The 23,044-nt window shown below is 65.1% G+C and carries 31 protein-coding genes and 1 tRNA gene; 7 read left to right on the top strand and 25 right to left on the bottom strand.

Annotation, left to right across the window (positions count from 1 at the left end; translation table 11 throughout):
* Positions 1 to 2: 2 nt before the first annotated feature.
* The 20 genes from EC845_RS21220 to EC845_RS21125 all read right to left on the bottom strand — a co-directional run bounded on the left by EC845_RS21220 (position 3) and on the right by EC845_RS21125 (position 12,000).
* Positions 3 to 716 (bottom strand): GNAT family N-acetyltransferase, encoded by a 714-nt coding sequence (locus EC845_RS21220; RefSeq protein ID WP_123300332.1) that lies wholly within the window; start codon positions 714 to 716, stop codon positions 3 to 5.
* 273 nt (positions 717 to 989) lie between these two features.
* Positions 990 to 1,066 (bottom strand) — tRNA-Met (locus EC845_RS21215).
* Between the two features lie 25 nt (positions 1,067 to 1,091).
* Positions 1,092 to 1,490 (bottom strand): 50S ribosomal protein L17, encoded by a 399-nt coding sequence (gene rplQ / locus EC845_RS21210; protein WP_123300330.1) that lies wholly within the window; start codon positions 1,488 to 1,490, stop codon positions 1,092 to 1,094.
* A 108-nt stretch (positions 1,491 to 1,598) separates the two neighbouring features.
* Positions 1,599 to 2,591: a DNA-directed RNA polymerase subunit alpha gene (gene rpoA, locus EC845_RS21205; protein ID WP_123300328.1), complete on the bottom strand. Its 993-nt coding sequence runs from the start codon at positions 2,589 to 2,591 to the stop codon at positions 1,599 to 1,601.
* Between the two features lie 103 nt (positions 2,592 to 2,694).
* The gene (rpsD, locus tag EC845_RS21200; protein ID WP_123300326.1) at positions 2,695 to 3,318 is read right to left on the bottom strand and encodes a 30S ribosomal protein S4; all 624 of its coding nucleotides are present in this window, start codon (positions 3,316 to 3,318) and stop codon (positions 2,695 to 2,697) included.
* Positions 3,319 to 3,451: 133 nt separating this feature from the next.
* Positions 3,452 to 3,856, bottom strand: a complete 405-nt coding sequence (gene rpsK, locus EC845_RS21195) for a 30S ribosomal protein S11 (RefSeq protein ID WP_123300324.1) — start codon at positions 3,854 to 3,856, stop codon at positions 3,452 to 3,454.
* Between the two features lie 22 nt (positions 3,857 to 3,878).
* Positions 3,879 to 4,244, bottom strand: coding sequence for a 30S ribosomal protein S13 (gene rpsM, locus EC845_RS21190; RefSeq protein WP_123300322.1), 366 nt, complete (start codon positions 4,242 to 4,244; stop codon positions 3,879 to 3,881).
* A gap of 21 nt (positions 4,245 to 4,265) precedes the next feature.
* Positions 4,266 to 4,379: a 50S ribosomal protein L36 gene (gene rpmJ, locus EC845_RS21185; protein ID WP_123300320.1), complete on the bottom strand. Its 114-nt coding sequence runs from the start codon at positions 4,377 to 4,379 to the stop codon at positions 4,266 to 4,268.
* Between the two features lie 255 nt (positions 4,380 to 4,634).
* On the bottom strand, positions 4,635 to 5,960 hold the full coding sequence (secY, locus tag EC845_RS21180) for a preprotein translocase subunit SecY (protein WP_123300318.1): 1,326 nt from the start codon (positions 5,958 to 5,960) through the stop codon (positions 4,635 to 4,637).
* 26 nt (positions 5,961 to 5,986) lie between these two features.
* The gene (gene rplO, locus EC845_RS21175) at positions 5,987 to 6,433 is read right to left on the bottom strand and encodes a 50S ribosomal protein L15 (protein WP_123300316.1); all 447 of its coding nucleotides are present in this window, start codon (positions 6,431 to 6,433) and stop codon (positions 5,987 to 5,989) included.
* A 12-nt stretch (positions 6,434 to 6,445) separates the two neighbouring features.
* Positions 6,446 to 6,628 (bottom strand): 50S ribosomal protein L30, encoded by a 183-nt coding sequence (gene rpmD / locus EC845_RS21170; protein WP_123300314.1) that lies wholly within the window; start codon positions 6,626 to 6,628, stop codon positions 6,446 to 6,448.
* 22 nt (positions 6,629 to 6,650) lie between these two features.
* On the bottom strand, positions 6,651 to 7,172 hold the full coding sequence (gene rpsE / locus EC845_RS21165; RefSeq protein ID WP_123300311.1) for a 30S ribosomal protein S5: 522 nt from the start codon (positions 7,170 to 7,172) through the stop codon (positions 6,651 to 6,653).
* A gap of 19 nt (positions 7,173 to 7,191) precedes the next feature.
* Positions 7,192 to 7,560 carry a 50S ribosomal protein L18 gene (gene rplR, locus EC845_RS21160; protein WP_123300309.1) on the bottom strand — a complete coding sequence of 123 codons (369 nt, stop codon included), beginning with the start codon at positions 7,558 to 7,560 and terminating at the stop codon, positions 7,192 to 7,194.
* An 11-nt stretch (positions 7,561 to 7,571) separates the two neighbouring features.
* A complete protein-coding gene (rplF, locus tag EC845_RS21155) occupies positions 7,572 to 8,105 on the bottom strand; it encodes a 50S ribosomal protein L6 (protein WP_123300307.1) in 534 nt (177 codons plus the stop codon).
* Between the two features lie 22 nt (positions 8,106 to 8,127).
* Complete coding sequence (gene rpsH / locus EC845_RS21150) at positions 8,128 to 8,523, bottom strand: 30S ribosomal protein S8 (protein ID WP_123300305.1); 396 nt, start codon at positions 8,521 to 8,523, stop codon at positions 8,128 to 8,130.
* A gap of 20 nt (positions 8,524 to 8,543) precedes the next feature.
* Positions 8,544 to 8,849 carry a 30S ribosomal protein S14 gene (gene rpsN, locus EC845_RS21145; protein WP_123300303.1) on the bottom strand — a complete coding sequence of 102 codons (306 nt, stop codon included), beginning with the start codon at positions 8,847 to 8,849 and terminating at the stop codon, positions 8,544 to 8,546.
* 8 nt (positions 8,850 to 8,857) lie between these two features.
* A complete protein-coding gene (gene rplE / locus EC845_RS21140) occupies positions 8,858 to 9,397 on the bottom strand; it encodes a 50S ribosomal protein L5 (RefSeq protein ID WP_123300301.1) in 540 nt (179 codons plus the stop codon).
* A gap of 2 nt (positions 9,398 to 9,399) precedes the next feature.
* Positions 9,400 to 9,741 (bottom strand): 50S ribosomal protein L24, encoded by a 342-nt coding sequence (gene rplX, locus EC845_RS21135; RefSeq protein WP_123300298.1) that lies wholly within the window; start codon positions 9,739 to 9,741, stop codon positions 9,400 to 9,402.
* 9 nt (positions 9,742 to 9,750) lie between these two features.
* Entirely contained in the window at positions 9,751 to 10,119 is a 369-nt protein-coding gene (gene rplN / locus EC845_RS21130; protein WP_123300296.1) for a 50S ribosomal protein L14, read from the bottom strand.
* Positions 10,120 to 10,389: 270 nt separating this feature from the next.
* Positions 10,390 to 12,000 carry a glycerol-3-phosphate dehydrogenase/oxidase gene (locus tag EC845_RS21125; protein WP_123300294.1) on the bottom strand — a complete coding sequence of 537 codons (1,611 nt, stop codon included), beginning with the start codon at positions 11,998 to 12,000 and terminating at the stop codon, positions 10,390 to 10,392.
* Positions 12,001 to 12,198: 198 nt separating this feature from the next.
* Here EC845_RS21125 and proC point away from each other — a divergent pair, with 198 nt between their 5' ends.
* The 7 genes from proC (at position 12,199) to EC845_RS21095 (ending at position 18,335) form a co-directional block, all read left to right on the top strand.
* Positions 12,199 to 13,032: a pyrroline-5-carboxylate reductase gene (proC, locus tag EC845_RS21120; RefSeq protein WP_123300614.1), complete on the top strand. Its 834-nt coding sequence runs from the start codon at positions 12,199 to 12,201 to the stop codon at positions 13,030 to 13,032.
* A 59-nt stretch (positions 13,033 to 13,091) separates the two neighbouring features.
* Positions 13,092 to 13,808, top strand: a complete 717-nt coding sequence (locus tag EC845_RS21115; protein WP_123300292.1) for a DUF4136 domain-containing protein — start codon at positions 13,092 to 13,094, stop codon at positions 13,806 to 13,808.
* 68 nt (positions 13,809 to 13,876) lie between these two features.
* A complete protein-coding gene (locus EC845_RS21110) occupies positions 13,877 to 14,965 on the top strand; it encodes a serine/threonine protein kinase (protein WP_123300612.1) in 1,089 nt (362 codons plus the stop codon).
* A gap of 15 nt (positions 14,966 to 14,980) precedes the next feature.
* Entirely contained in the window at positions 14,981 to 15,901 is a 921-nt protein-coding gene (locus tag EC845_RS21105; protein ID WP_123300289.1) for a LysR substrate-binding domain-containing protein, read from the top strand.
* A 44-nt stretch (positions 15,902 to 15,945) separates the two neighbouring features.
* Positions 15,946 to 16,314, top strand: coding sequence for a thioredoxin family protein (locus EC845_RS21100; protein ID WP_123300287.1), 369 nt, complete (start codon positions 15,946 to 15,948; stop codon positions 16,312 to 16,314).
* Positions 16,315 to 16,428: 114 nt separating this feature from the next.
* A complete protein-coding gene (locus EC845_RS22435; RefSeq protein WP_158615749.1) occupies positions 16,429 to 16,632 on the top strand; it encodes a hypothetical protein in 204 nt (67 codons plus the stop codon).
* The gene (locus tag EC845_RS21095) at positions 16,605 to 18,335 is read left to right on the top strand and encodes an FUSC family protein (protein ID WP_158615748.1); all 1,731 of its coding nucleotides are present in this window, start codon (positions 16,605 to 16,607) and stop codon (positions 18,333 to 18,335) included. Before EC845_RS22435 ends, EC845_RS21095 begins: the two co-directional genes overlap by 28 nt.
* Positions 18,336 to 18,413: 78 nt before the next feature.
* On the opposite strand, the gene fabB is transcribed toward EC845_RS21095, so the two are convergent.
* The 5 genes from fabB to EC845_RS21070 all read right to left on the bottom strand — a co-directional run bounded on the left by fabB (position 18,414) and on the right by EC845_RS21070 (position 23,043).
* Positions 18,414 to 19,628 carry a beta-ketoacyl-ACP synthase I gene (gene fabB / locus EC845_RS21090; protein WP_123300282.1) on the bottom strand — a complete coding sequence of 405 codons (1,215 nt, stop codon included), beginning with the start codon at positions 19,626 to 19,628 and terminating at the stop codon, positions 18,414 to 18,416.
* Positions 19,625 to 20,158, bottom strand: coding sequence for a bifunctional 3-hydroxydecanoyl-ACP dehydratase/trans-2-decenoyl-ACP isomerase (fabA, locus tag EC845_RS21085; RefSeq protein WP_123300280.1), 534 nt, complete (start codon positions 20,156 to 20,158; stop codon positions 19,625 to 19,627). The genes fabB and fabA overlap by 4 nt, the downstream gene beginning before the upstream one ends.
* 345 nt (positions 20,159 to 20,503) lie before the next feature.
* Complete coding sequence (locus EC845_RS21080) at positions 20,504 to 21,295, bottom strand: ABC transporter ATP-binding protein (protein WP_123300278.1); 792 nt, start codon at positions 21,293 to 21,295, stop codon at positions 20,504 to 20,506.
* Between the two features lie 3 nt (positions 21,296 to 21,298).
* Positions 21,299 to 22,045, bottom strand: a complete 747-nt coding sequence (locus tag EC845_RS21075) for an ABC transporter ATP-binding protein (protein WP_123300276.1) — start codon at positions 22,043 to 22,045, stop codon at positions 21,299 to 21,301.
* Positions 22,042 to 23,043 carry a branched-chain amino acid ABC transporter permease gene (locus tag EC845_RS21070; protein WP_123300274.1) on the bottom strand — a complete coding sequence of 334 codons (1,002 nt, stop codon included), beginning with the start codon at positions 23,041 to 23,043 and terminating at the stop codon, positions 22,042 to 22,044. Before EC845_RS21070 ends, EC845_RS21075 begins: the two co-directional genes overlap by 4 nt.
* Position 23,044 lies beyond the last annotated feature (1 nt).

The following is a 23,044-nucleotide window of genomic DNA, read 5'->3' as shown; positions in this document are numbered from 1 at the left end:
GTCTACTGCGCAGACCGCTGACGGGCATCGCGCACGCCGGTGCGCACGTCCTGCATCAAGCCCAGCAGGTCCCAGAAATGCCGGGCCTGTTTCTTGAGTTTGTAGTCGGCCTCGGCATACTGCTCGTGCAGGATCTGGGCGAGCCGGCTGTCGAGATTCGGCGCCGCCAGTTGCAGATGGGCCTCCGATTCGCTGCCGTCGCGCTGCACCGTGGCTCCGGCCTTGCGTGCGATGCGCAGCATGGCACTGTTTTCGCTGAGCGCGTGGATGAACAGCATGTTCACGCCCTCGTTGCGCGCATGCATGGCCGCGCGTTCGAAGAGCCGCCCGCCATAGCCGCGCCCACGGGCCGACTTCAGCACGGAAACGCCGAACTCGGCGCATGAAGCCGTCGCGGCATGTGTCGAATAAGCCAGGTGGGCCATTGCCACCAGTTCCAGCGATCGATTGAAGATGCCGAAAACCTCGTCGCGCTCGAAATTCAGGCCCGTCACGTAACGCTCGACCTGCTCGTCGGTCGCCGTGTAGCCGAAACGCAGATACCGGTCATGCTCGTCGAGCGCCAGAAGGTGGGCCAGGATGCGGGAACGGTGATTGGGGGCCAGCGTACGGATCGGAACCATCGCCGCCACCGGTACGCTGGCTTCGCCGGGCGCACGCATCCACGGTGCCAGCATGTGCAGCGTGGCTTTGAGAAAGGCGGTCGATTCAGTCATGGACTCAATCCTAGGGAAATCCCTAGGAAACAGCCAGTCTGCACCGACATGCCCCTGACACATACATGACAATGCCTACCTGCAGAAAGCAGTCCCAGGGCACGCAAAACGTGTGTTTTGCCGCGTGTTTTGATAGCGTGCCACAGCCGCCGGCCTGTGCGCAATAGCGACAAACCCAATGGGATCCGATCCCGCCCGGCCAAGCACGCCGCAAGCCCTGGCCTGCTGGGACGAAAAAAAAGCACCCTGTTTTTCAACAGGATGCTTTTAAGATGGTTGCGCGGGCAAGATTTGAACTTGCGACCTTTGGGTTATGAGCCCAACGAGCTACCAGGCTGCTCCACCGCGCGTCAAGAAGGTTATTGTAGCACGATTTTATTCGGCTGCGCTGGTTTCTGCAGATTCTGCGTCGACATCGGCGCGATCGACCAATTCGATCAGGGCCATGGGGGCGTTGTCGCCCACGCGGAAGCCCATTTTCAGGATACGTGTGTAGCCACCGGGACGGGCCTTGAAGCGCGGGCCGAGCACGTCGAACAGCTTGACGACGTTGTCACGGTTGCGCAGGCGCGAGAAAGCCAGGCGGCGGTTGGCCACGGTTGCTTCCTTGCTCAGGGTGATCAGGGGCTCGATCACGCGGCGCAGTTCCTTGGCCTTCGGCACGGTCGTCTTGATCGCTTCGTGTTCGATCAGGGCGTTGGCCAGATTCTGCAGCAGAGCCTTGCGATGGGCGCTGGTGCGATTGAGTTTACGGAGTCCGTTTCCGTGGCGCATGGTGCTTTTCCTTTCTCTGATTTGAACCCGCAGCCGTACAAGGTACTGCGGGGTGCACAATGACTAAAAATTGAACGCGAGATTATAGCTGCAGGAGCCGTCTCGTGCTTAACGCTTGTCCAGACCGGCCGGGGGCCAGTTCTCAAGGCGCATGCCCAGCGTGAGACCACGCGAAGCCAGCACTTCCTTGATTTCGTTGAGCGACTTGCGACCCAGGTTGGGGGTCTTGAGCAGCTCGTTCTCGGTACGCTGAATCAGGTCGCCGATGTAGTAGATGTTTTCGGCCTTCAGGCAGTTGGCCGAACGCACGGTGAGCTCGAGCTCGTCGACCGGACGCAGCAGGATCGGATCGAAATCCTGCTTGCCGCCCGAAGCGGCTTGTGCACCGCTGAACGGCAGGTCGCTGCCCTCGAGCTGTGCGAACACGGCCAGCTGCTCCACCAGAATCTTGGCGGAAGCGCGCACGGCGTCTTCGGCAGACACGGCACCGCTGGTTTCGATGTCCATCACCAGCTTGTCCAGGTCCGTACGCTGTTCGACACGGGCGCTTTCGACCGTGTAGCTCACGCGGCGGATGGGCGAGAACGAAGCGTCGAGCACGATGCGGCCGATGGTCTTGGAAGACTCTTCGCCATAGCGGCGAACGTTGCCGGGCACATAACCACGGCCCTTCTCGACCTTGAGCTGCATGTCCAGCTTGGCACCTTGCGACAGCGTGGCGATCACGTGGCCGGGGTTCAGGATCTCGACGTCGTGCGGCGTCTGGATGTCACCAGCCGTCACCACGCCTTCGCCATCCTTGCGCAGGCTCAGTGTCACTTCATCGCGGTTTTGCAGCTTGAAGACCACGCCCTTGAGGTTCAGCAGCACGTTGACCACGTCTTCCTGCACGCCCTCGATGGACGAGTACTCGTGCAGCACGCCGGCGATCGTCACTTCGGTCACGGCATAGCCGACCATGGACGACAGCAGCACGCGACGCAGCGCATTACCCAAGGTGTGGCCGTAACCACGCTCGAAAGGCTCCAGGGTGACCTTGGCGCGATTCGGGCCAATTTGCTCAACGTCGATTGCCTTGGGACTCAGCAAATTTGTTTGCATGCAAACTTCCTCTCAATACCCCCAGCTCGTTACACCGGTAAGGCTGATGACAAATAAGAAAGCGCAGCCGAGCCCTTTCGGGCCAGCCGCGCCGGGAAAAACATTAACGCGAGTACAGTTCGACGATCAACGATTCGTTGATGTCCGCACCGAATTCATCGCGGTCGGGAGACTTCTTGAACGTGCCTTCGACCTTGTCTGCATTGACTTCGACCCAAGCCGGCAGGCCGACTTGTTGAGCCAGTTGCAGGGATTCGAGCACGCGAACTTGCTTCTTGGACTTCTCGCCCACGGCAACGATATCGCCCACCTTGACGGAGTACGACGGGATGTTGACCGACTTGCCGTTGACCGTGATGGCCTTGTGCGAGACGAGCTGGCGGGCTTCTGCACGCGTCGAGCCGAAGCCCATGCGGTAGACCACATTGTCCAGACGCGATTCGAGCAGGCTCAGCAGGTTCACGCCCGTGCTGCCACGGCGGCGATCGGCTTCGGCGAAGTAGCGGCGGAACTGGCGTTCCAGCACGCCGTACATGCGCTTGACCTTCTGCTTTTCACGCAGTTGCAGGCCGAAGTCGGAGGTACGGGCACCCGAAGTGCGGCCATGCTGGCCGGGCTTGGAGTCGAACTTGGCCTTGTCTGCGATCGAGCGGCGGGCGCTCTTGAGCAGCAGGTCGGTGCCTTCGCGGCGGGACAGTTTGGCCTTGGGGCCGAGGTAACGTGCCACTTGATTTCCTTGGTTGTTCTGCTGCGGCGTAGCCGCAGGAGCCTTCGGCCCGTGGGCCTGATGGCGGTGGTCTTAAAAACAAACGCAGTGCGGCCACCCATGTGGCCTCACTGCTTTCAAAAAGCGGACGCGCTCAGATGCGGCGACGCTTTTGGGGACGGCAGCCGTTGTGCGGGACAGGCGTCACGTCCGAGATGGACGCAATGCGGATGCCCAGCGCAGCGAGTGCACGCACCGACGACTCGCGACCGGGGCCGGGGCCCTTGATCTCGACGTCGAGGTTCTTGATGCCCTGCTCGATGGCAGCGCGACCGGCGACTTCCGATGCGACCTGAGCTGCGAAGGGAGTCGACTTGCGCGAACCCTTGAAGCCTTGGCCACCCGACGAAGCCCACGACAGGGCGTTGCCCTGGCGGTCGGTGATGGTGATGATGGTGTTGTTGAAGGATGCGTGAACGTGGGCGATACCGTCCGAGATGTTCTTGCGAACCTTCTTGCGCACGCGTTGGGCTGCGCTGTTGTTAGGTGATTTAGCCATAAAGCTCTTTCAAGTTCCCGGATTACTTCTTGAGCGAAGCGGCAGCCTTGCGCGGACCCTTGCGAGTACGGGCATTGGTGCGGGTGCGCTGACCACGCAGCGGCAGGCCGCGGCGATGGCGGAAACCGCGGTAGCAGCCGATGTCCATCAAACGCTTGATGTTCATCGTGGTTTCGCGACGAAGGTCACCTTCGATGGTGAACAGAGCGATCTGGTCGCGGATCTTTTCCAGATCACCGTCGGTCAGATCCTTCACCTTCTTGTCGTAGGCGATGCCAGACGCTTCGCAGATTTGGCGAGCGCGCGTGCGGCCGATGCCAAAAATGGAGGTCAGGCCGATTTCCGCATGCTTGTGCGGCGGAATATTGATACCAGCAATACGTGCCATTTTGTTCCTCTATACCTTGTATCAGCCTTGACGCTGCTTGTGGCGTGCGTCGGTGCAGATCACGCGCACCACGCCATGGCGGCGGATGATCTTGCAGTTGCGGCAGATAGGTTTGACCGAAGCCGAAACTCTCATTGTCGTTTCTCCTAAAACTTTACGCTGTACCTGACATGCCGCTTCTTGCAGCACACCAGGTCAAATGGGGTTAACTCAACCGTGATCCGGTCACTTGCCGGTTGCGAGGGTCTGCACCCTGGCATCCGGTGGGGCATGTGACCCAGAACCACATGACCGATTCGAGCTGAACTCGAGCCTTGCTGCGGACGGAGCCATACGACACTCCGCCTGCATCTGGATGACGTCATCCCTTGCCTGGGATGGCCTGGATCTTCAAGCGCCCGGTGTGGAGCGGAAGTTGGCCTTCTTGAGCAAGGATTCGTATTGCTGCGACATCATGTAGTTCTGCACTTGCGCCCAGAAGTCCATGGTGACGACCACAATGATCAGAAGCGACGTGCCACCGAAATAGAACGGCACGTTGTACTCCAGGATCAAGAACTCGGGCAGCAGACACACGAAGGTAATGTACAGAGCACCCACCAACGTCAAGCGGACCAAGATTCTATCAATATATCGCGCAGTCTGCTCACCAGGGCGGATGCCCGGGATGAACGCGCCGCTCTTCTTCAGGTTGTCTGCAGTTTCCCGGCTGTTGAAGACCAGGGCCGTGTAGAAGAAACAGAAGAAGATGATGGCTGCTGCATAGAACATCACATAGATCGGCTGTCCGGGCGTCAGGGCTGCGGCGGCGTCTTTCAGACCCCGCTGGAACCAACCGTCACCGGTGCTCAGCCAACCCACGATCGTCGCGGGCAACAGGATGATCGAGGACGCAAAGATCGGCGGGATCACGCCAGCCATGTTCAGCTTCAGGGGCAGATGCGACGATTGACCGCCATACACCTTGTTGCCGACCTGACGCCGTGCATAGTTGACGAGGATCTTGCGCTGACCCCGTTCGACAAACACCACGAAGTACGTGACTGCAGCCACCAGTGCCACCACGATGATGGCCACCGGAATGCCCATGGCACCCGTGCGAACCAGCTCGAAGAGACCGGCGATGGAGCTCGGCAGACCTGCGGCGATACCGGCGAAGATCAGGATCGAGATGCCATTGCCCAGACCGCGCTCGGTGATCTGCTCGCCCAGCCACATCAGGAACATGGTGCCAGCCGTGAGGCTGATCATGGCCGTGATGCGGAAACCCATGCCCGGTGAGAGCACCAGGCCGGCCTGGCTTTCCAGCGCGACAGCGATACTGACCGACTGAAACAGAGCCAGAAGCAAGGTCCCGTAACGGGTGTACTGCGTAATCTTGCGACGGCCGGCTTCGCCCTCTTTCTTCAATTGTTCCAGGGTGGGCACCACATAGGCAGCCAATTGCATGATGATCGATGCCGAGATGTACGGCATGATCCCCAGTGCAAACACCGTGAAACGCGACAAGGCTCCACCCGAGAACATGTTGAACAGGTTCAGGATGCCGCCTTGTTGACCATTGAAGAGCTGTCGCAGCTGGTCGGGATCGATACCGGGCACAGGGATGTGTGCACCGATACGATAGACCAGCAACGCCAGCAACAAGAAGACCAGGCGGCGACGCAAGTCGCCGAACTTCCCGGTCTTGGCCAGTTGTGCTGCGTTAGTAGCCACAGTCAAAAGCCTTTTAGTGAGTCAGCTCAGGCTTCGGCTGCAGCAACGCTGCCGCCTGCGGCCTCGATCGCAGCCTTGGCACCGGCCGTGGCGGAAACGCCAGCAGCCAGCTTCACGGCCGCGGTGATTTCACCCGACTTGATGACCTTGACGTTCTTGATCAGCTCGCCGACCAGGCCGGCGTTCTTGAGCGCCAGCAGATCGACTTCAGCCAGACCCAGCTGTCCCAGGGCGGTCAGGGTCACTTCTGCGTTGTACTTCAGCAGATGCGACTTGAAACCGCGCTTGGGCAGGCGACGCTGCAGAGGCATTTGACCGCCTTCGAAGCCCACCTTGTGGTAGCCGCCCGAACGCGACTTCTGACCCTTGTGACCGCGACCTGCAGTCTTGCCGAGGCCGGAGCCGATGCCGCGGCCGACACGGCGCTTGGCATGCTTGGCGCCTTCACCAGGCTTAATACCGTTCAATTCCATATCAACCTCTGCTTACAGAACTTTCACGAGGTAGCTGATCTTGTCGATCATGCCACGCACTGCGGGGGTGTCCTGCAGTTCACTCGTGCTGTTGAGCTTGCGCAGGCCCAGTCCACGCACGGTGGCGCGGTGGTCCTGCTTGGTGCCGATCGGGCTGCGAACCAGCTGGATCTTCACTGTTTTTTGAGTCGTCATTTCTGTTCTCCTCGATCAGTTCTCAAGCGGAGAACAGTTCTTCGACAGACTTGCCGCGCTTGGCTGCCACTTGCGAAGGCGTGGTGCTGTTACGCAGGGCGTCCAGAGTCGCACGAACCATGTTGTAAGGGTTCGAAGAACCGTGGCTCTTGGCCACGATGTCCGTCACGCCCATCACTTCGAACACGGCACGCATCGGGCCGCCGGCGATGATGCCGGTACCCTTGGGGGCAGGAGCCAGGAAAACCTTGGCTGCGCCATGCTGGCCGGTCACGGTGTGATACACGGTGCCGTTCTTCAGGGAAACCTTCAACAGGTTGCGGCGGGCTTGCTCCATGGCCTTTTGCACGGCCACGGGCACTTCACGGGACTTGCCCTTGCCCATGCCGATGCGGCCGTCACCGTCGCCGACCACGGTCAGTGCAGCGAAGCCGAGGATACGGCCACCCTTCACCACCTTGGTGACGCGGTTGACCGCGATCATTTTTTCACGCAGACCGTCGTCGCGAGCTTCGTCTTGCACTTTTGCTTGAACTTTAGCCATTTGTTTATCCTCAGTCTGCTTAGAACTGCAAGCCGGCTTCGCGGGCCGCGTCAGCCAGTGCCTTCACGCGACCGTGGTAGGCGAAGCCCGAGCGGTCGAAAGCGACCTTCTCGATGCCTGCGGCCTTGGCACGCTCAGCGATGCGCTTGCCGATCACTTCGGCTGCGGCGACGTTGCCGCCCTTGCCGGAGCCGCCCAGCGACGCACGCACTTCGGCTTCCGCCGTGGATGCGCTGGCCAGCACCTGGGTGCCGTCGCCAGAGATGACGCTGGCGTAGATGTGCAGGTTGGTACGGTTGACCAGCAGACGCACGACACCTTGGGTGGCGATACGGATGCGGGTCTGACGTGCCCGACGCAGACGCTGCTGTTTTTTGGTCAAAGACATGATGCAGGTCCTTATTTCTTCTTGGTTTCCTTGATCACGACCTTCTCGTCCGAATAACGGATACCCTTGCCCTTGTAAGGCTCGGGCGGACGGATGGCACGGATCTCGGCAGCCACTTGGCCAACACGTTGACGGTCGGCACCCTTGATGATGATTTCGGTCGGTGCCGGTGTCGCCACCGTCACGCCTGCAGGCATCTGCTTGCTGACCGGATGCGAGAAACCAACCGCGAGGTTGAGCTTGTCGCCCTGGGCTTGGGCCTTGTAGCCCACGCCGATCAGGTTCAGCTTGCGTTCGAAGCCTTTGGTCACGCCAGTGACCATGTTGTTGACGAGCTGACGCAGCGTGCCGGACATGGCATTGGCTTCGCGCGAGTCGTCGACCGGCACAAAGCGCAGCGCGCCGGATTCGTTGCTGACCTTGACCAGCGCGTTTTGCGCCACGGCCAAGGAGCCACCAGTACCCTTGATGCCGATTTCGGCAGCGGTGAGGGAGACCTCAACGCCGGCCGGAATGGCAACAGGCAATTTTCCTACTCGGGACATTCTTGTCTCTCCTTAGCCTGCATCAAGCCACGTAGCAGAGCACTTCGCCACCGACACCGGTAGCACGTGCTTTGCGATCGGTCATCACGCCCTGGGGCGTTGTGACGATGGCCACACCCAGTCCGTTCTGGACTTGGGGGATGGCGCCGCGGCCCTTGTAAACACGCAGACCGGGGCGGCTCACGCGCTCGATGCGCTCGATGACCGGACGACCAGCGTAGTACTTGAGGGTAATTTCAAGTTCGGACTTGTTACCGTCGGTCTTCACTTCGAAGCCGTCGATATAGCCCTCGTCCTTCAGCACCTGGGCGATGGCGATCTTCACTTTGGAAGACGGCACCGACACGGAAACCTTGGACACCATTTGTGCATTGCGGATGCGGGTCAGCAGATCGGCAATGGGATCACTCATGCTCATGTTTAATCTCTCCTGCCGACTTACCAGCTGGCCTTGGTGACACCGGGGATGGCGCCAACGAAAGCCAGTTCACGCACTTTTGCACGACCCAGACCGAACTGGCGGAACGTGCCACGGGGACGGCCCGTGATTTCGCAACGGTTGCGCTGGCGGGTCGGGCTCGCGTTACGGGGAAGCTTTTGCAGTGCCAGACGGGCAGCTGCGCGCTCTTCTTCGGCACGGCTCAGATCGGTCGACACGGCTTTGAGCTCGGCGCGCTTGGCGGCGAACTTGGCCACCAGCTTGTCACGCTTGAGTTCACGCTGTTTCAAAGCAAGTTTTGCCATGAATAACCTCAGTTCTTGAACGGGAAACGGAAGCCGGCGAGCAGCGCCTTGGCTTCTTCGTCGGACTTGGCCGTCGTCGTGATGCTGACATTCAGGCCGCGCAGGGCGTCGACCTTGTCGTACTCGACTTCCGGGAAAATGATCTGCTCTTTGACGCCGATGTTGTAGTTGCCACGGCCGTCGAAGGAACGACCGGACACGCCACGGAAGTCACGCACGCGGGGCAGAGCCACGGTGATGAAACGATCCAGGAATTCATACATCTGGGCGCCACGGAGGGTCACCATGCAGCCGATGGGCAGCTGCTCGCGGATCTTGAAGCCGGCGATGGCCTTGCGGGCCTTGGTCACGACGGGCTTCTGGCCGGCGATCTTGGTCAGGTCGCCGACGGCGTTGTCCAGGATCTTCTTGTCGGCAACCGCTTCACCCACACCCATGTTCAGGGTGATCTTGGTGATGCGCGGCACTTCCATGGGCGACTTGTAGTCGAACTTCTTGACGAGTTCGGGCGCCACTTTTTCACGATAGAGTTTTTGGAAGCGAGTCATGATTACGCCACCTTGATTTCTTCGCCACTGGACTTGAAGACGCGGACATTGACCAGCTTGGTCTTGCCGTCGACTTCTTTTTCCACGCGCTTGATGCCCACACGGTCAGCCTTGCCCGTGGAAGCGTTGAAAATTGCCACATTGGATTGGTGAATCGGGGCTACCTTTTCAACAATACCGCCAGTGGTGCCCTTGAGCGGGTTGGGCTTGGTGTGCTTCTTCACCAGGTTGATGCCTTCAACCAGCAGGAAGGAGTCGTCCTTGCGCAGCGAAACGATGCCACGCTTGCCCTTGTCGCGCCCCGCGAGCACGATGACTTCGTCGCCCTTGCGAATCTTGTTCATGATGCGTCCTCAGAGAACTTCGGGAGCCAGGGACACGATCTTCATGAACTTCTCGGTACGCAGTTCACGCGTCACGGGTCCAAAAATGCGAGTGCCGATAGGCTCGAGCTTGCTATTGAGCAACACCGCAGCGTTGCCGTCGAATTTCACCAGGGAGCCGTCGCCACGACGGATGCCCTTGGCCGTGCGGACCACCACTGCACTGTAGATCTCGCCTTTTTTGACGCGACCACGGGGAGCGGCTTCTTTCACGCTTACTTTGATGATGTCGCCGACGCTGGCGTAGCGACGCTTGGAACCGCCCAGCACCTTGATGCACAGGACGGACTTGGCGCCAGTGTTGTCGGCGACTTCGAGTCGAGATTCAGTCTGGATCATTTCAATAGTTCCCAACTTGAACCAAGAAGGCAGCTCTTGAATCCCGAAGAATCGTCGAACTGCCACTCAGCCAGTCTTGGGCCCGTCGTCCACGCCGCAAACCACTTGCAACGCTTCCGCTGGGCAGATAGATTTCGCCTTTGAGAGCGAAGCCGACTATTGTCTCAGACCCCCCCTTCTACGTCAATAGCCTGGGCAGGGACCGTGACCAACTGTTGTTCCTGCAACAGCAGGGTCGGGAAGCACCTGCACATGGCCCCCGGATGCTATCTATTCAGGAATTTTCGGTGTGGTTTGTTCAGGGGTCGTGACGGCATAGGCAGCCGCCAGTGCCTGAAATTCGGCCAGCGCAGGCTCTCGCTGCAGTTCCTCGTGCAGGATGCGGGCGACCTCCGGTGCAAGCTGGGCAGCCAGACCTGCGTCGAGGAACAGCAGTCGCGAACGGCGTGCCAGGACGTCCTCCACGGTCCGCGCGTATTCGTGGCGGGCGGCATACCGCACCATGGCCTCGGTCAGGCCCCAACCCAGCTCCCGGCCGGCACCGGGCAGCGCCTCGACGTCGGCGGCATCCGCACCGTAGAGGTGCCGGCCCGGCGTGTCGCTCAAGGCCACCGGGGCCCTGCCGCCCTGGCCGGGACTGCCCTGGAGCGGCAGGCCGGTGGTGACGTCGCCGGCGCGGCGCGGCAGCAGGCGGGCATCGAAACAGTGCTCGAGCACGTCTTCGGCCATGGCCCGATAGGTCGTCCATTTGCCCCCGGTCACGGTGACCAGGCCCCCGGGGCCGACCAGAACGAGGTGTTCGCGGCTGATCTTGCGGGTGCTGCCGTCCGCACCGGAGGGCGGCTTGACCAGAGGGCGAAGCCCGACCCAGGTGCTGCGCACATCGGCCAACCGGGGCGCACGGGCCAGGTAGCGGGCCGCTTCGCCGAGGATGAACTCGACTTCGCCCGCCAGCGGACGCGGCTCGCGCGCCAGGTCCCGGCGTGGGGTGTCGGTGGTGCCGAGCACGGTCTTGCCCAGCCACGGGACGGCAAACAGCACCCGGCCATCGCGGGTCTTGGGCACCAGCAAGGCATGCCCGCCGGGCCAGAAGCTGCGGTCGACCACCAGATGCACGCCCTGGCTGGGCGCCACCAGGGGCTCCGGTGCCGGCTGACCGGCTGCACCGTCCTGGCCGCGCAGGGCGTCGACCCAGACACCGGTGGCATTGACCACGCAGCGCGCCCGCACCGTGTAGCGCTGCCCGGTCTCGCGATCGCAGGCCACCACGCCGGCGACTCGGCCGTCCTCGCGGCACAGTTGCTCGACGGCACAGTAATTCAGCACCAGCGCACCGCGGGCGGCGGCCGTCCGTGCCAGGGCAAGCGCCAGGCGGGCATCGTCGAACTGGCCGTCCCAGTACTTGACGCCGCCGCACAGCCCGGCCGGCTGCACGTTGGGCAGCAAGGTCCGCGTCTGGCGAGCCCCCAGCAATTGCGTGGATCCCAGGCCGGCCGAGCCGGCCAGCGCATCGTAGGCCTTGAGTCCGGCGCCGTAGAAAGGCGCTTCCCACATCCGGTAGCCCGGCATCACGAAGGGCAAGGGCTGGGCCAGGTGCGGCGCATTGCGCAGCAGCGTGCTGCGTTCGTGCAAGGCCTCGCGCACCAGGCCGATGTTGCCCTGGGCCAGGTAACGCACACCGCCATGCACGAGCTTGGTGGCGCGCGACGAGGTGCCTTTGGCGAAGTCGTGCGATTCGAGAAGCAGCACGGAAAAGCCGCGCGCGGCGGCGTCGAGGGCGACGCCCAGGCCGGTGGCTCCGCCGCCGGCGACCACGAGGTCGAAGACCTCTCCGTCGTTCGCGGCGCGGGCCAGCCTGGCGATGAGTTCGTTGCGTTGCATGGTCTGACACTTCCTGCAGGGTCTGGCGGTTGACCGGGCCATCATGTCGCGGTTGCCGGTTTGGGTCCAGTCAGCGCACACCCTGTGTGGCCGGGCCAAAGCCGTGCGGGTACAGGGGTCGGCAGCCACGGGCCGGCGCAGTGGCGGTGGAATAATGTGCCGTCGCGTCCCGACCCTTCCATGACCTTCTCCTGCAGCATGACTCACTCTTCCCCGTCCCATCCCATCATGGCCTTCATCGGCGGCGGCAATATGGCCGGCGCCATCATCGGCGGGCTGATCAGCCAGGGCCATCCGGCCGGGCGCATCGTCGTGGTGGAGCCCTTTGCCGAATCGCGCGAACGGCTGGCCGCCCAGGGCGTGCAGGCCCTGGCCGAGGCCGGCGACGCCCTGCGCCAGGCCGATCTGGTGGTCTGGGCCGTGAAACCTCAGATGCTGCACGAAGCGGCACAGCCGGTGCTGCCGTATGTCGGCGGCGCCTTGCACCTAAGCATCGCGGCAGGCATCGGCCTCGGGACGCTGGCCCGCTGGCTGGGCACCGAACGCGTGGTGCGCGCCATGCCCAACACCCCCGCCCTGGTCGGCCAGGGCATGACGGGGCTGTATACCCCTGCGGCGACCCCCGACGCCGACCGCGAGCTGGCCGAATCGGCGCTGCGCTCGACCGGCCAGTTGCTGTGGGTGGACGACGAGGCCCTGATCGACAGCGTCACGGCGGTTTCCGGATCCGGTCCGGCCTACGTGTTCTTTTTCATCGAAGCCCTGGAACAGGCCGGCGTGGAGATGGGCCTGACGGCAGAGCAGGCCCACCAGTTGGCGGTGGGCACGTTCACCGGCGCCTCGGCACTGGCTGCGGCCTCGAACGACACGCCGGCCGTGCTGCGGCAGCGCGTGACGTCCAAGGGCGGCACCACGTTCGCCGCCATCTCCAGCATGGAAGCCGACCGGGTCAAGGACAGCATCGTGCGGGCGCTGCATGCGGCACGCCTGCGGGCTCAGGAATTGGAGCAGGAATTCGGACGCGCCGATTGACTCCAACGACAACGGGGCTGGCGCAGCCCCCAGGAAAAACATCCGAACAGGAGTCCATCATGTCGACCGATCTGATCCTTGACACCCACGCCGCGGTGGGCATGCCGTCCGCGCCGGCCCGGCGCGCGCAGTCCGGCGCCTGGCGCTGGGCCACGCTGATCGCCGTGCTGGCGGTGCTGCTGCTGCAGGCCGGGTGCGCGTCGACCCTGCGCAGCAACGTGACGACCTTCCAGCGCTGGCCGGCCGACGCCCAGGGCGCGACCTTCGACTTCCGGACCGATCCGCGCTATGCCCAGGATCTGGAATACCAGAGCTATCAGCAACGCATCGCCGACGAATTGCAGATCCAGGGCATCCGGCTGGCGCGTCCCGGTGAGAAACCGCGTTTCTGGGTCGGCTTCGACTACGACACGGCCACGCGCCGCATCCAGGTCCAGGAACCCATCTTCGACGACCGCCGGGTCTGGGTGTCGCCGATCTGGGTGCCCAACGTGGGCTGGCGCGGGGGCTACTGGGCCAGCGATCCGTTCGGACCGCGGGTGGTGGGCTCGCGCACCGTGGAGCACGATGTGCGCACCCGGCGCCTGCAGGTCGAGATCAGCGACGGCGAGCGCCGCGTCTTCGAATCCACGGCACAGACCGAGGCCGGCGGCAGCGGCCCCATCAATACGGTCATGCCGTATCTGATCCGCAGCGTCTTCGCCGATTTCCCGGGCCGCGACGGGCAGACCCGCACGGTCGAATTCGACACCGAGACCCGCGCCATCCGCCGCTGAAGGCCCGGCCGCACGGCGCCCGACCCCGACCACCGGCGCAGGGGGTCGTGGCGGGCGACAATGCAGGCATGCCCAAGCCCCAGAACCCCGACTCTCCTGCCTATCCGTCGTCGACCCCGTCGGACGACGACACCGGGCCACCGGCCGAAGGTCATGCCTACGGCGCATTGACGCCCGATACGGTGCTCGATGCGCTGGCCAGCGTCGGGCTGTACGGCGACGGCCGCCTGCTGACGCTGAGCTCCTACGAGAACCGGGTCTACCAGGTCCATCTCGAGTCGCCCTACGACACCGGAACCGAGCACTGCGCCGCGGTGGTGGCCAAGTTCTACCGTCCCGCACGCTGGAGCCGCGAGCAGATCCTCGAGGAACACCGGTTCGCCGCAGAACTGGCGGCCGACGATGTGCCCATGGTCGCCCCGCTGGTGCTGGCCGGCGACACCCTGAACGCACATGCCGGCTTTCTGTTTTCGGTCAGTCCGCGCCGCGGCGGCCGCACGCCCGAACTCGAGGACATGGCGGTGCTGGAGTGGATCGGCCGCCTGATGGCCCGTCTGCACAACGTGGGCGCCCGCCAGCCGTTCCGCCACCGCCCGGCGCTCGACGCCGCGCAGTTCGCCCGCGAGCCGCGCGACTGGCTGCTGCAGCACGACATCATCCCGCCCGATGCCAGCCATGCCTGGCGCTCGGCATTCGAGACCGCCCTGCCCCTGATCGAACGGCATGCGGTCCTGGGCCCCCGGCCCCCGGCGACGGGACGCCTGCGCCTGCATGGCGACTGCCATCCGGGCAACATTCTGTGGACACCCGACCAGGGACCTCATTTCGTGGATCTGGACGACGCCCGCATGGGCTGCGCGGTGCAGGATCTGTGGATGCTGGTCAGCGGCGACCGCCGGCAGCGCACCCAGCAGTGGAGCGCGCTGCTCGACGGCTATGAAACCCTGCGCGATTTCGACCGCCGCGAGCTCGCCTTGATCGAGCCGCTGCGCACGCTGCGCCTGATCCATTACAGCGCCTGGCTGGCCAGGCGCTGGGACGATCCGGCCTTCCAGGCGAATTTCCCCTGGTTCGGCTCCAGCGCCTACTGGCATGGCCAGGTGCAGATGCTGCACGAGCAGATCGCCGCCATGCAGGAGGAACCCCTGCATGCCTAGTCCCGGGCTGCGGCCATGAAGCTCAAGCACATCGAAGTCTTCAACGCCGTCATGCTGACGGGCAGCGTGAGCGCGGCGGCACGCCTGCTGCACGTCACCCAGCCGGCGATCACCCAGACGCTGCAGCACGCCGAGCTGCAACTGGGCTACGCGCTGTTCACGCGCCAGCGCAACCGGCTGGTGGCGACGCACGAGGCCCAGACGCTCTACCCGGAGATCCAGCGCCTGATGTCGCAGCTCGAGGCGGTGCGGCGCCTGTCCCTGGCCCTGGGCCGGCAGGGGGGCGTGGGCCTGCGCATCCTGATCGTGCCGTCGCTGGCGGTGCGGGCCCTGCCCGAGGCGCTGGCGCGGTTCCGCAAACGCCATCCCGAGATGCCGATCTCGGTGCGCAGCCTGCACTCGCGCGAAGTGGCGCAGTCGATGGCGCTGCAGGAAGGCGACGTCGGCATCGTCTACGGCCGCATCACCCATCCGGCGCTGCATGTCGAGAAGCTCGCCACGGGCCGCCTCGTGTGTGTCTCGCGGGCCCCCGAGCCGCGCGGGCGGGCCCGGGCGACGGCGAGCACGCGCACCGCCACGGTGGCCCTGGAAGACGTGCTGCGGGCCCCGTTCATCCGCATCGACGAAAACGACCCGCTGGGCGCGATGCTCGCCGAACAGTGGTCGCGCCACGGCCTGCAGAAACTGGCCGAGCGCAGCGCCGACATCACCGTGCAGACCCACCACATCGCCATGCTGCTGGCCGAGCAGGGCCTGGCGCCCGCCATCATCGACTCGTTCACGGCCCGGGCCAGCACCGCGCCGGCGCTGCGCGCGCGGGTGATCCAGCCCGAAGTGCCGGTCGAGCTCAGTGCGCTGCTGCCGCAGAACATCCGTTCGCCACGGCCCGTGGCCGAGTTCCTGGACGACTTCCGCGCCGTGGTGGCCGAAGATTGAAGGCCCCCGCGTCGTCCCCCCGATCAACCTTCCTGGAGATCCCCATGCCCATGACCCCCGTCTACGCCGCCGTCGAGCCTCTGCGCGACGAGGTCGATGCCCTGGCGCGGCAAGGCGCCGTGCTGGTGGAGTTCGGCGCCCCCTGGTGCCCCCACTGCCAACGCGTGCAGCCCTTGCTGCAGGACGCGCTGGAGAGCCGTCCGGCGCTCACGCACCTGAAGATCGAGGACGGCAGCGGCCGCCGGCTCGGCCGCAGCTTTCGCGTCAAGCTCTGGCCCACCCTGGTGCTGCTGCGGGAAGGCCAGGAGGTCGCCCGGGTGGTGCGCCCGACCACGGCCGGCGACCTTGCCCCGCTCTTCGCGCCGCAGGAGGATGACGGCTCCGGCGGCCGCTCGCCACCCACCGCTGCATGAGCCGGCCTGGCCATTTGCGTTAACCTGCGCCGGTTTGTCCTGCCACCCCAAGAAGCATCGCCCCAGCATGCCGCCCCAGGAGACAGGTGGCCCCGTTCCGACCCGTTCTCCCTGATGGATATGCCTGCGACCCCGACTCCTCCCCCTTTTCTGCTGCGTGTGCTGGGCCTGGCGCCCGCCGGCCTGCGTCATGGCCTGCGCCTGGCGCTGGCCGCCTGGCTGGCGTTTGCCCTGGCCACCGCGCTGGGACTGCCCAACGCATTCTGGGCCGCCATGCCGATCTGTGGGTGGTGGCCCAGGCCTCGCGCGGTCTGCTGATCGAAAGAGGCATCTGGCGCGTGGCCGGCACCTTGCTGGGGGCTGCGGTCGGGTTTGCCTTGCTGCGGCTTTTGCCTGACCCGGTGACCTCGGTGCTCGCGCTGGCCCTCTGGGTCGGCCTCTGCGGATGGGGCATGCACCGGGTGCGCGGGGTGCTGTCGTACGGCGTGATGCTGGCCGGCATGACGGCCTCGGTGGTCATGCTGCCTGCGCTCATCGTGCCCGAACACGCCACGGCGCTGGCGTTGTCGCGCGTGGCCTGCACCTTGATCGGCGTCTTGATGGTGACGCTGGTCACCGGCCTTTTCACGCCGCCCGCGCCACGCCAGGACTACGAGGCCCAATGGGCTGGGCTGGCCCACGAGGTGACGGCACAGGCCGGCCAGCCCCACGACCCCGTCCGGGAAAACGAGCGACTGGCGCAGTTGGTTCGGCTGGAAGGTCAACTGCCGTTGATGACGGCGGGGACGCTGTCGGCCCACCGTTCGCGCCCGGCCATCGAAGCCCTTCTGCGCGCCAGTGTCGCCGTGCTGGCCGAATGGCGCCGGCTGGGGCGTCGCTCGGCCGATGACGCCGGTCGGCCCGACCGGGATCCGGTCCGCGCACGATTGGCCACCGAGCTCGAGCGCCTGGCAGCGGCCAGCCGGGCTCTGGCGGCCGCCCGTTCGGACGCAGAGGCCACCACGGGCCACTTGCAGGCGCAAGGCGCCCTGCCCGGCCTGGCGGCCTACCACGACCGCACCCGCGCACGGTATGCCGGTCTGCTGACGGGCGGAGCCACGCTCGTGGCCGCCCTGCTGGGCCTGCTGTGGCCCGGTCCCGAAGGCGAGCTCATGGCGCTGGGCGTGTGCATCTTCTCGATGGTGCTGGGTTCGCTGCCGATGCCGCGGGCGGTCGCGCCCAAGCTGCTGACCGGCGTGGCCGTCGGCGTGGCCCTGGCGACGGCCTACCGCCTGCTCGTGCAGCCCTATGCCGACAGCGGCCTGCTGCCGCTGCTCCTGACCCTCGTCCCCTTCCTGATCGCCGGCGGACTGGCCCGCGCCAGCCTGCGACCGGGCATCGCCCTGCCCGCGCTGGACGCCAACATGTGCTTCATGCTGGCCAGCCAGGCCGGCATGCCGGTGGCCGGCACGGCGGCCATCCTCCATGGCAGCCTGGCACTGATGCTGGCCGCCGCGCTCACGGCGATGGTGGCCTGGGTCTTGCCCGAACACCCCAGGCGCCATGCGCGCGAGGCCATGGCGGCACTGAACACCGGCATCGAGCGGCTGTTGGCCCACCGGCCCCTCCCCGCCGGCTCCGATGGTTGGACGGCCTACGGCGCCCGCCACACCTTGCGGCTGGCCGCCTACTGGTCCCATGTCGATGCCGGGGGCTCGTCCAGCCCGCAAACGCCAGGCGGTCCGCTGGCCTGGTTCAACCTGGGGCTGGCCGTGCAAGACCTGCAGCACCTGGCCGCATCGGAAGCCATGTCGTCGCCCTTGGCTCGGGCTGCAGCCCAGGCGGCACTGGCCCGCATCCAGGCGGCGGTCGGCCAACCCGCTGCCGCGACGGCCGCGGCAAGCCATCTCCGGGGCCTCGCCGAGGATCTGCCGCAGGACGAGTCCGTAGCCCGGCTGCTGCTGCAGGACGGTGCACGCATCCTGCACGAGATCGCGGCCACGGGGGCTCCGGCATCATCACCGCCGGGCACGCGCCCATGAAAAAAGGGCCCGAAGGCCCTTGTTCAAACCGAATGCCCCCCGGCCGCCCCCTGAGCGGGCACGGACGGGTCGTCGGCGTCAGTTCTCCCAGCGGCGCAGCACCAGGCTGGCATTGGTGCCGCCAAAGCCGAAGCTGTTGGACAGTACGGTGCGCAGCGGTGCGTCGCGCGACACCTGCACCACGGGCATGCCTTCGGCTGCGGGATCGAGGTTCTCGATGTTGGCCGAACCGGCAATGAAACCTTCCTGCAGCATGTAGAGGCAGTAGATGGCTTCCTGCACACCCGTCGCACCCTGCGAGTGGCCGGTGAGCGACTTGGTCGACGAGAACGGCGGCACGGCGTTGCCGAAGACCTCGCGCAGTGCGCGCAGTTCGGGCAGATCGCCCACGGGCGTGGACGTGCCGTGCATGTTGATGTAGTCGATCGGACCTTCGACGCCGGCAATGGCCTGGCGCATGCAGGCCACGGCACCGTCGCCGGACGGGGCCACCATGTCGACACCGTCTGACGAGAGGCCGAAGCCCACGATCTCGCCCAGGATGTTGGCACCGCGCGCCTGCGCGTGCTCCAGGCTCTCGAGCACCACGGCACCGCCGCCGCCGGCAATGACAAAACCGTCGCGGCCCGCGTCATAGGGACGCGATGCCTTGTCGGGCGTGTCGTTGTAGGCGCTGGACATGGCGCCCATGGCGTCGAACAGCGTGGCCATGCCCCAGCTCAGTTCTTCGCCACCGCCCGCGAACATGACGTCCTGCAGGCCGAAGGCGATCTGCTGCGCGGCGATGCCGACGCAATGCGCGGATGTGCTGCAGGCCGAGGTGATCGAGAAGTTGATGCCCTTGATGGCAAAGGCCGTCGACAGATTCGCCGACACCGTCGAGCCCATGCAGCGGGTGACCTGGTAGGGACCGACGCGGCGGATGCCCTTGCTGCGCAGGACGTCGGCTGCCTCGATCTGGTTGGCCGGCGAACCGCCGCCCGAACCCATGATCAGGCCGGTGCGGGGGTTGGAGACCTGCTCGGGCGCCAGGCCCGACTGGGCGATGGCGTCCTTGAGCGACACGTAAGCGTACGCGGCGGCATCGCCCATGAAACGGCGCTGCTTGCGGTCGATCAGGGCGTCGAGGTCGATCTGCGGGGCGCCCGCGACCTGGCTGCGCAGGCCGAGCTCGGCGAACTCGGGCATGGCCCGGATGCCGGACTTGCCTTCGCGCAGCGAAGTCACCACGGCGGCCTGGTCATTGCCGATGCACGAGACGATGCCCGCGCCGGTGATGACGACACGCTTCATGCCGAGACTCCCGGGGCTGCTGCGTCGGTCTTGGGCTTTTCGAACAGGCCCACACGCAGGTCGTTGGCCACGTAGATTTCCTGGCCGTCGACCAGCATGCGCGCATCGCCGATGGCCATGATGAGCTTGCGCTTGATCACACGCTTGATGTCGATCTCATAGGTGACCAGCTTGGCCGTGGGCTGGACTTCGCCCGTGAACTTGACTTCGCCCGCGCCCAGGGCACGACCGCGGCCCGGCAGCTTGAGCCAGGTGAGGTAGAAGCCGATGAGCTGCCACATGGCATCCAGGCCCAGACAGCCCGGCATGACGGGGTCGGTGCGGAAATGGCATTCGAAGAACCAGAGATCGGGGCGGATGTCGAGTTCGGCACGAATCTTTCCCAGCCCATGGGCGCCGCTCTCGTCGTCGATGTGCGTGATGCGATCGAACATCAGCATGGGCGGCAACGGCAGACGGCCGCTGTCGGGGTTGAACAGCTTACCCTCACCCGAGGCAATCAGTTGTTCGTAGGAAAAAGACTCAACCATTCTCAGTAATGCTCCAGATGGGCGACCGGCTGGCCGACCGCCGCGATGTTGTGGGTCCGGGTCTTGAGTCCGGCTCGCTCCAGGGGTCTCGACTGCGGGATGCGCAGGGCACGTGCACCGCAACCCGGCTTTCAGCGCCGTTTTGGCCACGCACAGGGCTGAAGTATGCCAGCCACGCCTGATGCGACCGTGTCCGGACCGCTCGAGACCCCCATTATGACGGCCAAGTGCGTCAAAACCCGCAACGAGAACCCGTAACGGCAAGCCGTGGGGGCCTCGCCCAGCGCCCTTCCGGGCCCGGAAACGGTGGAGCCAGGCCTGCGGACTCCGGGTTATCCCGGGGGTTCAGGCCACTTGTCCGGCCGGGGCAGCGGCATGTGCGCCGCCCAGGAACAGCCGTTCGATGTGCGGGTCGTTGAGCAGTTCGCCGGCCGGCCTGTGCAGGACGAGACGGCCCGATTCCAGCGCGATCGCTTCGTCCGACACCTTGAGCGCGCTCTTGACGTTCTGTTCAACCATGAGCACGGTGGTGCCCTGATCGGCCAGACGGCGCAGCAGCTTGAAGACGTCCTGCACGACCAGGGGCGACAGGCCGATCGAGGGTTCGTCGATCAGCAGCACCTTGGGGCGCAGCAACAGGGCGCGGCCGATTTCCAGTTGCTTCTGCTCTCCGCCCGATAGCGCCGAGGCCATGCTGTGGAGGCGTTCGCGGACGCGGGGGAAGAATTCCAGCACCTCGGGGATGCGTTCGTGCGTCACCGCCGTGCCCAGGGTGATGCCGCCGAGCTCGAGGTTCTGCCACACCGTCAGCTGGCCGAACAGGTTGCGGCCCTGGGGCACGAAGGCGATGCCCTGCGCCAGCAGCGCTTTGGGGCTGGCGCCCGCAATGCTCTGGCCGTCGAGCAGGATGCGGCCCTGGCGCACCCGCAGCAGGCCGAACAGGGTCTTGAGCACGGTGGACTTGCCCGCGCCGTTGGGCCCGAGCAGCAGCGTGATGGCCCCGCGCCGGGCCTTGAAGCTCAGGTTGTTGAGGATCATGAAGTCGCCGTAGCCGGCCACCACATCGTCGAACTCGATGGCCGCCGACGCCTGCGGCGCAGGGCTTTGCGGTGCGGATGAATGCAGGGACGTGTCCATGGTTCAGCTCCCGAGATAGGCGTCGAGCACCTGTTTGTTGGCGCGGATCTCGGCCGGCGTGCCCACGGCCATGACTTCGCCTTCGACCATGACCATGATGCGGTGGCAGAGATCCATGACGAAGTCCATGTTGTGTTCGATGACCACGAACGAGCCCTTGCGGCTCTGGTTGAGTTTCTTGAGCAGGGTCGAGATCCCGCCGACCAGGCTGGGGTTGACGCCGGCGCAGGGCTCGTCGAGCAGGACCAGGTCGGGGTCGCTCATGAAGGCCATGGCGATGTCCACCAGCTTCTGCTGCCCGTAGCTGAGGCTGCCCGCCGGCTTGTCGGCCACATGGCGGATGCGGAACAGGTCGATGAGCTCGTCGGCCTTGTCGCCCAGGCCGGAATCGCCCGGGACAAACATGCGCGACCACAGGCTGCCCCGGTGCTCCTGCGCGGCCACCAGCAGGTTGTCGCGCACGGTCATCTTGCCGAAGACCTGCAGGGTCTGGAAGGTGCGGCCCACCCCGCGCCGGTTGAGCGCCAGCGGGCTCAGGCCCGCGATCGATTCGCCCTTGAGTTCGATGCGGCCCTCGTCGGGCCGGATCTGGCCGAGCACGCTGTTGAACATCGTGGTCTTGCCGGAGCCGTTCGGCCCGATGACACCGAAGATCTCGCCCGGCATGACCTCGAAGCTCACGCCGTTGACGGCCTTGATGGCCCCATAGGATTTGCGCAGGCCGCTGACTTTCAGAAGCGGATGGCTCATGGTTGCACTCCCGTGGAAGAAGGGGCGGCTGCCTGCGCCGCCGCGCTGCGGGCCGCACTGGCCTGGCGGGACTGGCGTTTGGCCCGGATGCGGTCGGGGATGCTCAGCAGGCCGTCGGGCAGCCAGGCCATGAGGACGACCACCGACACACCGAAGATGGCGAGGTACCAGGCCTGCGCGAAGCGCAGCCACTCGGGCAGCAGCACGCCGACCGCAGCACCGAGCACCGGTCCGAAGAAGTAGCCCGGGCCGCCCACGACGACCATGAGATACATCATGATGGACGAGGCCACCGTGAAGGGCGCAGGCTCGATGAACTCGACCAGCGAGGCGAACAGGCCGCCGGCGATGCCGGCATAGGCGGCTCCGATGGCAAAGCTCAGCAGGGTGTAGCTGCGCACGTCCACGCCCAGGCTTTCGGCCCGGATGGGGTTGTCGCGCAGCGCCGTGAAGGCCTTGCCCCAGGGCGAGCGCAGCAGCCCCCACAGCAGCAGGCCCAGCAGCACCGCCACCGCCAGCACGAAATGGTAGTAGGCCAGGTTGCCCGACAGCGACAGGCCCAGCAGCTCGGGCCGGGTGATGCCGTTGATGCCGAAAGTGCCGCCCGTGAGCCATTCCTCGTTGCGCATCACCAGCCATACCGCGGTGTTGAAACCCAGGGTGGCGAAGGCCAGGTAGATGGTCTGCACCCGCAGCGCCGGGAAACCCAGCACCAGCCCGGTGAAGAAACAGATCAGCGCACCCAGGGGCAGGCCGATCCAGAAGCTCACGCCGGCTTTCACCAGGATGGCCACGGTATAGGCGCCGATGCCGAAGAAGGCCGCGTGCCCCAGCGACTTCTGCCCGGCGTAACCCACCGTGAGGTTCAGCCCCATCGTGGCGATGACGAAGATCAGCCAGTAGGTCAGCAGATAGATGCCGTAGTTCTTGAAGAAGTGCGGCAGGGCCAGCAACAGGGCCAAGCCGACCAGAAGCAGGATCAGGTGGATTTTTTTCATT

The sequence above is a fragment of the Comamonas sp. BIGb0124 genome (assembly GCF_003752175.1).
Lineage (GTDB): Bacteria > Pseudomonadota > Gammaproteobacteria > Burkholderiales > Burkholderiaceae_C > Comamonas_F.
The sequence above is the reverse complement of the archived record's forward strand: the minus strand, read 5'-3'. Positions and strand labels throughout refer to the sequence as shown.